Source organism: Ignatzschineria sp. PL_is040 (assembly GCF_055813795.1).
The window spans coordinates 443,287-454,018 of record NZ_JBVPGU010000001.1 but is presented as its reverse complement, the minus strand read 5'-3'; the positions used below and the strand labels follow the sequence as shown (position 1 = coordinate 454,018).

Here is a 10,732-nt window from a genome sequence, read left to right as displayed (position 1 = left end):
TAAATATGTCACAGTTACTCTATGAAGGTAAAGCGAAACAGATCTACAGTACAGAGAATCCTGAAGAGGTTCTCATCCATTATAAGGATGATGCGACTGCAGGAAATGGCGCTAAGAAGGCTCAATTTGAAGATAAAGGGGTCTTAAATGCTGCGATCTCCACAATGATCTTTGAATATCTAATTGAAAATGGTATTAAAACTCATCTGATCAAGCAGATCAATGATCGTGATGTTCTCTGTGAGAAGATCGATATTGTTCTTCTTGAGGTGATTATGCGTAATATCGCAACCGGATCACTCACAAGTCGCTTAGGGATTAAAGAGGGAACAAAGCTGAACCCGCCAATTCTTGAGTTTTGCTATAAAAAAGATGAATTTAATGATCCATTGATCAATACCGACCATGCTCTAGCGCTCGGTTTAGCAACTATCGAGGAGATTGAAACAATCTCGACAGAGGCTCGTAAAATCAATCAACTTCTGATCAAACTCTTTGCAGAGATTGGCATTGAGCTTGTGGACTTTAAGGTGGAGTTTGGTCGTAATCCTCAAGGGGAGATTGTTCTTGCTGATGAGATTAGCCCAGATACCTGCCGCCTTTGGGATGTTGAAACTCATAGCAAGCTCGATAAGGATCGCTTCCGTCAAGATCTAGGTAATGTGATCGATGCCTACCGTGAAATTCATAAGCGTCTTTTAGCACGCAAGGAGAAATAAGTGTTTGCAGTTATTGGTAATCCAAATGCTGCTTCCTTAACGTACTACGGGCTGCATAGTTTGCAGCACCGTGGTCAAGAAGGTTCCGGTATCTCTGTGATGAATGACGATGGAGAGATCAATACCATTAAAGGGGAAGGGCTCTTAACAGATGTCTTTACCAACCCTGCAATGTTAGTCGATCTGCCGGGCGCATATAGTATCGGTCATATTCGTTATCCATCAAATGGGGAGAAGGGCTACGATAATGTCCAACCGCTTTTGATGAAGATGAGCGATGAGAAGTTTGCCATCGCCTATAACGGCAATATTACTAATACGACAGAGCTTCGTCGGGAGTTAGAGCGTCAAGGGAGTGTGTTTCATGCTTCAGGTGATGCGGAGATCTTAGTTCATCTTATCCGCCGTAAAGAGGGCTCATTTTTAGATCGCCTCAAGGCATCACTCTTAGAGCTTGAAGGGGCTTTCAACTACTTTATTCTTCATGATAGTGGTGTCTATGCCATTCGTGATAGTAAGGGAATTCGCCCGCTCTGTATCGGTAAATTATCAGATGGTGGCTATGTTTTTGCTTCTGAAACCTGTGCATTAGGGATTGTGGGTGCAACCTATATCCGCGATGTGCTACCCGGTGAGATCGTCTATATTGAAGATGGTAGAGTGATGTCAACCTTCTTTACTGAAGAGCGCATGCATGCAATCTGCTTGATGGAATATGTCTATTTTGCACGCCCTGATAGTGATCTTGAGGAGAGAAATGTCCATAGCTTTCGTAAGCAGAGTGGTATTGAACTCTGTAAAGAGACCCATGTAGATGCAGATATGGTGATCGGTGTTCCCGACTCATCGATCTCGGCAGCTAATGGTTATGCAGAAGCGGCAGGACTTCCTAATGAGATGGGATTGATCAAAAATCGTTACGTTGGTAGAACCTTTATTCGCCCGACACAAGCATTGCGTGAGCAGGGTGTCAGAATGAAGTTAGCGCCAATTCCTTCTGTTGTTAAAGGAAAACGTGTGATTGTGATTGATGATTCTATTGTCCGTGGAACAACAAGTCGCCGTATTGTGCAGATGTTGCGGGAAGCGGGAGCCAAAGAGATCCATATGCGCGTTTCCTCACCGCCGATTATGTATCCCTGTTTTTATGGGGTTGATACCTCAAGAAGAGAGGATCTTTTAGCGCATCAACTCGATACGGAAGAGATGCGTCGCCATATCAAAGCAGATTCCTTGGCGTTTTTAAGTCGAGAGGGAACGGTCCGCGCCCTTCAGCGTTCAGAGAGTTTAGGTCCTAATTGTGGTGTCTGTATGGCCTGTTTTACAGGCGAGTACCCCACTGATATCTTAAAGAGAGAGCAATAGAGAGAACAGTAGAGAGATCAATTAAGAGAGATCAACGTATAACGCAGTTATACTCATACGTAGTTAATTATAAGTAGGATCGACACTCAATTAAGCGCCTTAATGGGTGTCGATCCGCAATCATCAGATTCTGGTATAAGAAGAGTAGAAAGGAATAAGCATGAGCGATGCATATAGAGAAGCAGGTGTCAATCTTGAGGCTGGCTATGAGTCAGTTGAACGAATTAAAAAGCATGTTGCCAGTACCATGCGCATTGGTGCGATGGATATTTTTGGCGATTTTGGTGGCTCATTCGATCTTTCAGAGCTCAACTATCAAAAACCTGTATTAGTCTCCGGCACCGATGGTGTTGGCACAAAGTTAAAACTCGCTTTTGAGATGGATATCCATGACACCATCGGAATCGATGCGGTTGCTATGTGTGTAAATGATATCTTAACGCAAGGTGCAGAGCCGCTCTTCTTCTTAGATTACATTGCCTGTGGGAAAAATAATCCCGCACAGATTGAAGCGATTGTAAAAGGCGTTGCTGAAGGTTCTAAACTTTCAGGAGCCGCGCTCTTAGGTGGTGAAACAGCAGAGATGCCGGGCTTCTATCAAGATGGTGAGTATGATATTGCGGGCTTTGCTGTCGGCGTTGTTGAAAAAGATGAGCGCATTACAAAAGCAAATGTAAAAGTAGGCGATAAGATTATCGGCTTACCTTCAAGTGGCGTGCATAGTAATGGATTCTCCTTAGTTCGCCATATTATTAAGGAGAAAGGGCTCGATTTTCATACCACTTATGAAGGCTTTGATAAACCCTTAGGTGAAGTGCTTTTAACGCCGACAGAGATCTATGTAAAACCGATTCTCAATCTCTTAAAAGAGGTTAAAGTCAATACAATGGCGCACATTACAGGGGGCGGTTTCTATGAAAATGTTCCGCGGATGCTCTCTGGTCAGTTAGGAGCTCGATTTGATCATCAAGCATGGAATCCGCCGGCGATCTTCCCCTTTTTACAGAAAGCAGCAGGGATTTCCGATAAAGAGATGTTTACTGTCTTCAATATGGGAATTGGCTATATGATTGTGGTTGATCCTTGTGATGTTGAGAAGACACTTGCATTGCTTCCTACAGCCTCTTTAATTGGTGAAATTACTGAGTCTGGTGAAGTAGAGATTGTATAGATGAAAAAGATCGCTATTTTTGCCTCAGGAACAGGATCAAATTTTGATGCATTAGTTGCTGCTATTGAACGAGGAGAGCTCTCTGCCTCAGTAGAGCTACTCGTTTGTGATCGTCGCTCTGCAAAAGTTTTAGAGAAAGCGAAAGCAAAGGGGATTCCTACACTTCTCTTTTCAGGAAAAGAGTATGCTTCTAAAGCAGAGTATGAAGCGATGATTGTTGAAGCTTTGCAGCAGCATCAAGTAGAGTGGGTGATTCTTGCTGGATATATGCGGCTTTTAGGTGAAACATTACTCGATGCCTACCCCAATCGGATTATTAATATTCACCCTTCGTTACTTCCCGCTTATAAAGGGAAAGATGCCGTAGGGCAAGCGCTAGCGGCCGGCGAGAGAGTGGTGGGTGTATCGATCCATTATGTCGATGCCGGTATGGATACAGGAGAGTTGATCGCCCAAGAGTCGATCAATCTCACAGGACGAGAGAATAAGGAAGAGGTGATGGAGATGGTTCACCATGTTGAACATCAGCTCTATCCTAAAACATTGGCAAAGCTCTTTGCAGCGTCAGCTAGCTAGAGTCGTTCACACTACAATTTTATATCGATATCTATTCTATAGATGCTTGGAGTACTCTTCGACTTCGACTTCGATTTTGACTCAAATTGAGAATAATAGAGTAATAGATATTGATCACAATTTTCCGCGCTACTTCTGAAACCTACTTTATTGAGCGAATAACTTAGGTAGAGAATCGCTGTAGTATTCAGAAGTATTGCGATCATTTCATCGTTGTTATTTTAGAAAGGATAGATCTAATCATGACTAAACGACGCGCACTTTTAAGTGTCAGTGATAAAACAGGAATTACCGAATTTGCAGCTGAACTCGTAAATTTAGGTTTTGAGCTTATCTCCACAGGGGGAACTAAGAAAGCGATTAGCGATGCCGGCATTGCAGTGAAAGATATCTCTGATATCACCGGCTTTCCAGAGATTATGGATGGTCGCGTTAAAACGTTACATCCTATGGTTCATGGTGGTTTACTCTCCGTTCGCGGTAATGAAAATCATACCAAAGCGATGACCGATAATGGTATTGAGTATATCGATATGGTTGTGGTGAATCTCTATCCTTTTAAAGAGACGATCAGTAAACCTGGCGTTCAATATAATGATGCGATTGAGAATATCGATATTGGCGGCCCTTCAATGTTACGCAGTGCGGCAAAAAATCATGAGTCCGTTACTGTGATCACAGATCCGGCAGATTATGCGGTTGTTTTGGAAGAGCTAAAAGCAAATGGCGATACAACCTTTACAACACGTCAAAAATTAGCGCTTAAAGTCTACCAAACAACTGCGGCTTATGATGCATTGATTGCACAATATTTTGCCAATGAGATCGGTGACCAATTCCCTGAGAAGCTCACTTTAACTTATGAGAAGCAACAAGGTCTTCGTTATGGTGAAAATCCTCATCAAGAAGCAGCCTTCTACAGAACGCCATTACCCCAAAATAACTCGCTTGCACATGCAACGCAGATTCATGGTAAAGAGCTCTCTTACAACAATATTCAAGATGCCAATGCGGCAGTCAATATTATGTTGGAATTTAAAGAGCCGGTAGTTGTGGCAGTCAAACATATGAACCCTTGTGGTGTTGGTTTAGGCAAAGATCTTTTTGAAGCGTGGACAAAAGCGTACGAAGCAGATCCCACCTCTATCTTTGGTGGCATTATTGCGACCAATCGGGAAGTGGATGCGAAAACAGCCGAAAAGATGAGCGAAATCTTCCTTGAGATCATCATTGCGCCAAGCTTTACCGAAGAGGCGAAAGCGATCTTAATGGCGAAGAAAAATATTCGTCTTTTAGAAAATAACGCGCAAGAAGAGCAGATGAAAGAGACTTTAACAACGACAGCTGTCAATGGTGGTCTTCTAGTGCAGACGCTCGATAGAGCAGAGATCGATCCCGAAGCCTTCACGGTAGTGACAGAGCGTAAACCGACTCAAGAAGAGATGGATGCGCTACTCTTTGCTTGGAAAGTGGTTAAACATGTGAAATCGAATGCCATTGTTGTTGCGAAAGAGGGGCAGACTTTAGGTGTCGGTGCAGGGCAGATGAACCGTGTAGGCGCTGCAAAAATTGCACTCGATCAAGCAGGCGCGGAAGCTGAAGGGAATGTCTTAGCATCAGATGCTTTCTTCCCAATGCCAGATACTTTAGAAAATGCAGCGAAAGCCGGCATCAAAGCCGTCATTCAACCGGGTGGTTCAATTAAAGATCAAGACTCGATCGATGTCGCAAACCGTTATGGTATTGCCATGGTCTTTACAGGAACACGCCATTTTAAACACTAATCAATCGTAAGATTGAGAGTTAATCTCCTTAGAGGGAGAAAAAAGCCAAAAAACAGAATCGTCCACCTCAAGTCGTAATTTTATTGTGTGGTGCTTTAAGAGCGATCAAAGATGAACGGTTCTGTTTGGAGGAAGTTAAAGTGCCGGAGGACGCAAGTTCTCCGGCATTTATGTATTGGGATTAATATAATCACCCCAATTTTGATCTTTTTGCCACTTTTTGTGTTGATTATCTGTTCAAATGAGATTTAGTCAAAAACTTTTATGCAGAATAGATTAAAATAAGAGCCTTTATTCTATTGATACTCAATATTTATATTGTACTCATTCGAGGTAGTGCATGGATTGGCAGCAGGTTATCTTCCAGTTTTTAGGTGGTTTGGGTCTATTTCTTTTTTCTATTAAGTATATGGGGGATGGGCTACAAAAGTCAGCTGGCAATCGACTACGCTCCATTCTAGACCGTTTTACAACAAATCCTTTTATGGGGATCTTAGCGGGTATCTTTGTAACCGTTTTGATCCAGTCAAGCTCCGGAACAACGGTGATTACTGTTGGATTAGTCAGTGCCGGCCTGATGACATTGCGCCAAGCAATCGGCGTGATTATGGGGGCTAATATTGGAACAACGGTGACCGCCTTTATTATCGGGATCGATATCGGAGAATACGCCTATCCCATTCTTCTGACCGGTGCAGTCATGCTCTTCTTCTTTAAATCGGCAAAGATCCAAAATTTAGGGCAAATCTTCTTCGGCTTTGGTGGCCTTTTTATCGGGCTCGATCTGATGAGTAACGGTCTCTCCCCACTACGTCATCTTCCACTCTTTACCGATCTGATCTTAGAGATGAGTCATAGTCCGATCTTAAGTGTCTTTGTGGGAACAGTGTTTACTTTAATTGTTCAATCATCAAGTGCGACGATAGGGATCTTGCAAGGCTTATATGCAGAGAATTTAATCTCGTTAGAGGCGGCATTACCGGTTCTATTTGGAGATAATATCGGAACAACGATTACGGCTGTTCTTGCAGCGATTGGTGCTAATATTGTGGCAAAACGAGCGGCTGCAATTCATGTTCTCTTTAACGTTTCGGGTGCTATTATCTTCCTGCTCTTTTTAGGACTCTTTACCCATTTTATTGTTTGGGTAACAGATGCTCTTCATCTTGAGGCCAAGATGCAGATTGCATTTGCTCATGGAACGTTCAACATTGTCAATACTTTGATTCAGCTCCCCTTCATTGGTGCTTGGGCTTATCTTGTCACGAAGTTATTGCCGGAGCGTGAGAAGCAGAAAGAGAAGATCGCGCTCTATCTTGATGAGACATTAATTGAGAAATCTCCCTCTATCGCGATCGGGCAGGCGAAAAAAGAGGTCATTCATATGGGGAATCTTAGTCTTGATGGGCTCCGTTCCTCTTACTCCTATCTTAAAAACAATAATCCTGATGAAGCTGTTTTTGCCAATATGCTGGAGAAGCATATCAATCAACTCAATGAGGAGATCACTAAATATTTAGTAAAGATATTCCCGCACTCAATTTCTCCTCGTGACTCAAATGAGCTACAAGCGCTTCTCAATTTAGTTTGTGATATTGAGCGTATCGGCGATCACTCTGAAAATATCATTGAGCAGATCAACTATATGAATGAGCGCAATATCGTTCTCAGTGATGATGCAAGAAATGAGGTCTATGAGATGTTTGAATTGACAATCAACTCTGTAGCACTCTCAATTGAAGCGTTAGAGAAGGGGGATCTGACAAAGGCTCGCCGTGTATATGAATTAGAAGATCAGATCGATGAGATGGAGCGTTATCTTCGTAAGCAACATATCCATCGCCTCAATCATGGAGATTGTACGCCTAAATCGGGCTTAACTTATACCGATCTTCTCTCTAATCTTGAACGTATCGGTGATCATGCCCATAACGTTGCGGAGATGCTCTTAGATAAGGCGCAGATTAGAAAATAGATCGATAAGAAGATAGATCGTTAAGAAGATGGTTCAATATTGTATTGTGATATAACGCTAGATAAATGTTAAGTTTTTTATGCTAAGTTTTTTACTCATTAGAAAAAGGCTCTATATCAGAGCCTTTTGTTTGCATCATTTTTGCATTATTTTTACATGAATTTTATATCCCATTGAATGGGCGAATGATTATGGTAAAGATAAAGATCGTATTGTTCTGCTCTTATTAGCCTAATAAGAGCGAGTCATCTTCTACTTTATCGCCTCTTGTCTGTTCAAAGAGCATTAATAGATCGGAGATGGTGAGCTCTTTGCGCATTTCGCCGGAGACATCGAGAACGATTTCGCCTTGGTGAAGCATCACGGTGCGATTGCCAAGGGAGAGAGCCTGTTGCATTGAGTGCGTTACCATCAATGTCGTGAGGCGATTTTTACTAACAATCTCTTCCGTGAGCTTTAAGACAAAAGCTGCGGTTTTAGGGTCGAGGGCGGCAGTATGCTCATCAAGTAGTAAGATCTTCGATGGTTGTAGAGAAGCCATAAGAAGGCTAATCGCTTGTCGTTGCCCCCCAGAAAGAAGCCCCATACTATCTTCAAGACGATTCTCAAGGCCGAGTTTTAGGGTAGAGAGATGTTGCCGGAAAATCTCTCTTCGTTCTTGATTAATTGCCGGGGAGAGCCGAAAAGAGGGTGCACCACGATCATAGGCGAGCGCTAAATTCTCTTCGATTGTCAGACTTTCACAGGTGCCGGTCATTGGATCTTGGAAGACGCGGGCAACTAACCGCGCCCGCTCTGATACCGTTTTTTTAGTGACATCTTCATCATTGATAAAGACTTTACCGGCAGTTGTTGCAGCATTACCACTGATAACATTTAAGAGGGTCGATTTCCCGGCACCATTTGTACCGATAACGGTGACAAACTCCCCTTCACGAATGGTGAGATTGACCTTCTTAAGGGCAATATTCTCTAACGGTGTATGTTCATTAAAGATCACTTGAACATCTTCTAAACGCATCATAATTATCGTCTCCCTCTCAATTTCTTAAATTTGCCTTTTATTTGGGGTAGGACTAGTGCAATAACCACTAATGTTGAGGTAATAAAGTTTAGATCTTGTGCGCCAACTCCAATTTTTTGTAATGGTTCGCTATGAAGTGCTAGTGCGATAAAGAGACGATAGAGCAGAGCACCTAAAATAACCGCTGTGGTGATCCAAAACATCTTTTTTGAAGTGATAAAGGTTTCGCCAATAATAACTGCCGCTAAACCGATAACGATTGTTCCCACACCAATAGAGATATCAGCGCCCCCTTGTGTCTGTACATAGAGAGAGCCTCCTAAAGCAATGAGTGCGTTGGAGATCATCATGCCGAGATAGGTGGTTAAATTGGTGTTGATTCCCTGTGCTTGCGACATCTTGATATTTGCACCGGTTGCTCTTGTTGCAAGTCCTGTACGGCTTCTAAAGAAGAGATCAAGTAAGAGTTTACCGGCAATAACAAAGAGAAGAATAATCAGCGGTTTTACCCAAAATTGATTACTATAATCCTCATTGATAAATGGGGTGATAACGGTAGGCTCCCAAATTAAGGGTAGATTCGGTGCGCCCATAATTCTTAAGTTGACAGAGTAGAGCGCAATCATTACTAAGATACTTGCCAAAAGCTGCATAATCTTTAAAGAGACATGTAACCAAGCAGTTACAAAACCTGCAGCAGCACCGGCAAGGGTTCCAAAGAGTGTCGCAAGCCAGGGGTTAACGCCGGCAATAATAGAGACGGCACAGACAGCGCCTCCTAAAGGAAAGCTTCCATCTGCGGTTAGATCAGGAAAGTTGAGTATTCTAAATGAGATCAGAACGCCTAAAGCGACTAATCCGTAGATTAAGCCCACCTCTAAGGCGCCGAAAAGCGAGATAATCGACATTAAAACTCCATATTAAAAAGATCGGTATAAGAAAGAGAGCGCTCATAAGAGAGAGCTGATGAGATATTCGCATCTCTCTTAAAGCGCTATTTAAGTTACTCAATTACCTTAACGGCAGCATCGATCACTTCAGGGGGAAGGGTAACACCCTGTTGTGCAGCTGCTTTTAAGTTAACATAGAGCTCGGTATTTTGTGGCTTTTCTGAAGGAATATCACCGGGCTTTTCACCATTTAAGATACGAACAACCATCTTTCCTGTTTGACGACCCATACCATAGTAATCCCCACCTAAAGCTGCAACCGCTCCTCTTTCAGCAGATGATGTATCGGATGCGATGAGGGGGATTTTTGTCTGAACAGCAGCTTGATACATCGATTCATATGCGGAGACAACATTGTTATCGGTACTGGTATAGATCACATCAACCCGATCTTGTAAGCTCTTCACTGCGGTAGAGATATCCGTTGTTCTTTGGGCAGGCGCCGGCACAACACGAATATTTTGCGGCGTTAAGATCTCTTGGAGTTGCTCTAAGACGATTGTGGAGTTAACCTCGCCGGGGCTATAGACAAAACCGATACTTTTAACTTCTGGAATAATGGTTTTGATAAGCTCTACTTGTGGTTCTAATGGAAGATGGTCGGAGACACCTGTGACATTGCCTCCCGTAGCTTCCCAACTACGAACAAGATTTGCGGCGACAGGATCAGTCACTGCGGTATAGACAATTGGAACCGTTCTCGTTGAAGCAAGAAGCGCTTGCGCACTAGGGGTTCCAATTCCGACAGCCACATCGGGATGATCGCCGGCATATTTTTTAGCAATTTGCGCCGCTGTTGCACTATTACCTTGTGCGCTTTGGAATTGGATTTTAAGATTTTTCCCCTCTTCATAGCCCGCATCTTTAAGCTCATCAATAATTCCTTGGCGAGCCTGATCAAGCGCCGGATGCTCTACAATTGCGGTAATTGCCACATGTTTGGGCTTCTCAGCAATGGCGAATGTACCGATCGAGAGCGGTAATACTAAAGAGAGCATTTGTAACATTTTTCTTCTATTCATTATTTCAATATCCTCATTTTCTCTGATTGTTAATCGTTAATTTTTGATTGCTAATTATCAATTATTAATTACCAATTACTAATTAGTCACTAGTAACTAATCACTACTATCACTAGTAACTTAGTTACCAGTCATTGATCATTAAT

Annotated in this window: 9 protein-coding genes; 6 read left to right on the top strand and 3 right to left on the bottom strand. The window is 42.7% G+C overall.

Annotated features, from left to right (window positions below; genetic code table 11):
* Nucleotides 1-5 precede the first annotated feature (5 nt).
* The 6 genes from purC to AC0SAP_RS01790 all read left to right on the top strand — a co-directional run bounded on the left by purC (nt 6) and on the right by AC0SAP_RS01790 (nt 7,590).
* Entirely contained in the window at nt 6-719 is a 714-nt protein-coding gene (gene purC, locus AC0SAP_RS01815) for a phosphoribosylaminoimidazolesuccinocarboxamide synthase (protein ID WP_473382611.1), read from the top strand.
* Complete coding sequence (gene purF / locus AC0SAP_RS01810) at nt 720-2,084, top strand: amidophosphoribosyltransferase (protein ID WP_473382609.1); 1,365 nt, start codon at nt 720-722, stop codon at nt 2,082-2,084.
* Nucleotides 2,085-2,244: 160 nt separating this feature from the next.
* Nucleotides 2,245-3,255, top strand: a complete 1,011-nt coding sequence (gene purM / locus AC0SAP_RS01805; protein WP_473382608.1) for a phosphoribosylformylglycinamidine cyclo-ligase — start codon at nt 2,245-2,247, stop codon at nt 3,253-3,255.
* Nucleotides 3,256-3,831, top strand: coding sequence for a phosphoribosylglycinamide formyltransferase (purN, locus tag AC0SAP_RS01800; RefSeq protein WP_109201500.1), 576 nt, complete (start codon nt 3,256-3,258; stop codon nt 3,829-3,831).
* Between the two features lie 242 nt (nt 3,832-4,073).
* On the top strand, nt 4,074-5,615 hold the full coding sequence (gene purH, locus AC0SAP_RS01795) for a bifunctional phosphoribosylaminoimidazolecarboxamide formyltransferase/IMP cyclohydrolase (protein WP_286479532.1): 1,542 nt from the start codon (nt 4,074-4,076) through the stop codon (nt 5,613-5,615).
* 340 nt (nt 5,616-5,955) lie between these two features.
* Nucleotides 5,956-7,590 (top strand): Na/Pi cotransporter family protein, encoded by a 1,635-nt coding sequence (locus AC0SAP_RS01790; RefSeq protein ID WP_473382606.1) that lies wholly within the window; start codon nt 5,956-5,958, stop codon nt 7,588-7,590.
* A 226-nt stretch (nt 7,591-7,816) separates the two neighbouring features.
* On the opposite strand, the gene AC0SAP_RS01785 is transcribed toward AC0SAP_RS01790, so the two are convergent.
* The 3 genes from AC0SAP_RS01785 to AC0SAP_RS01775 form a co-directional block, all read right to left on the bottom strand.
* Nucleotides 7,817-8,614: an ABC transporter ATP-binding protein gene (locus AC0SAP_RS01785; protein ID WP_109201506.1), complete on the bottom strand. Its 798-nt coding sequence runs from the start codon at nt 8,612-8,614 to the stop codon at nt 7,817-7,819.
* Nucleotides 8,615-8,616: 2 nt separating this feature from the next.
* Complete coding sequence (locus AC0SAP_RS01780; RefSeq protein ID WP_109201507.1) at nt 8,617-9,522, bottom strand: ABC transporter permease; 906 nt, start codon at nt 9,520-9,522, stop codon at nt 8,617-8,619.
* Between the two features lie 95 nt (nt 9,523-9,617).
* A complete protein-coding gene (locus AC0SAP_RS01775) occupies nt 9,618-10,562 on the bottom strand; it encodes an ABC transporter substrate-binding protein (protein ID WP_473382982.1) in 945 nt (314 codons plus the stop codon).
* Nucleotides 10,563-10,732 lie beyond the last annotated feature (170 nt).

What these genes read in the sequence shown, in the direction of transcription:
- purH (WP_286479532.1), top strand. Translation starts at nt 4,074, where the DNA reads ATGACTAAACGACGCGCACTTTTAAGTGTCAGTGATAAAACAGGAATT.
- AC0SAP_RS01785 (WP_109201506.1), bottom strand. Translation starts at nt 8,614, where the DNA reads ATGATGCGTTTAGAAGATGTTCAAGTGATCTTTAATGAACATACACCG.
- purM (WP_473382608.1), top strand. Translation starts at nt 2,245, where the DNA reads ATGAGCGATGCATATAGAGAAGCAGGTGTCAATCTTGAGGCTGGCTAT.
- AC0SAP_RS01780 (WP_109201507.1), bottom strand. Translation starts at nt 9,522, where the DNA reads ATGTCGATTATCTCGCTTTTCGGCGCCTTAGAGGTGGGCTTAATCTAC.
- purC (WP_473382611.1), top strand. Translation starts at nt 6, where the DNA reads ATGTCACAGTTACTCTATGAAGGTAAAGCGAAACAGATCTACAGTACA.
- purN (WP_109201500.1), top strand. Translation starts at nt 3,256, where the DNA reads ATGAAAAAGATCGCTATTTTTGCCTCAGGAACAGGATCAAATTTTGAT.
- AC0SAP_RS01775 (WP_473382982.1), bottom strand. Translation starts at nt 10,562, where the DNA reads ATGCTCTCTTTAGTATTACCGCTCTCGATCGGTACATTCGCCATTGCT.
- AC0SAP_RS01790 (WP_473382606.1), top strand. Translation starts at nt 5,956, where the DNA reads ATGGATTGGCAGCAGGTTATCTTCCAGTTTTTAGGTGGTTTGGGTCTA.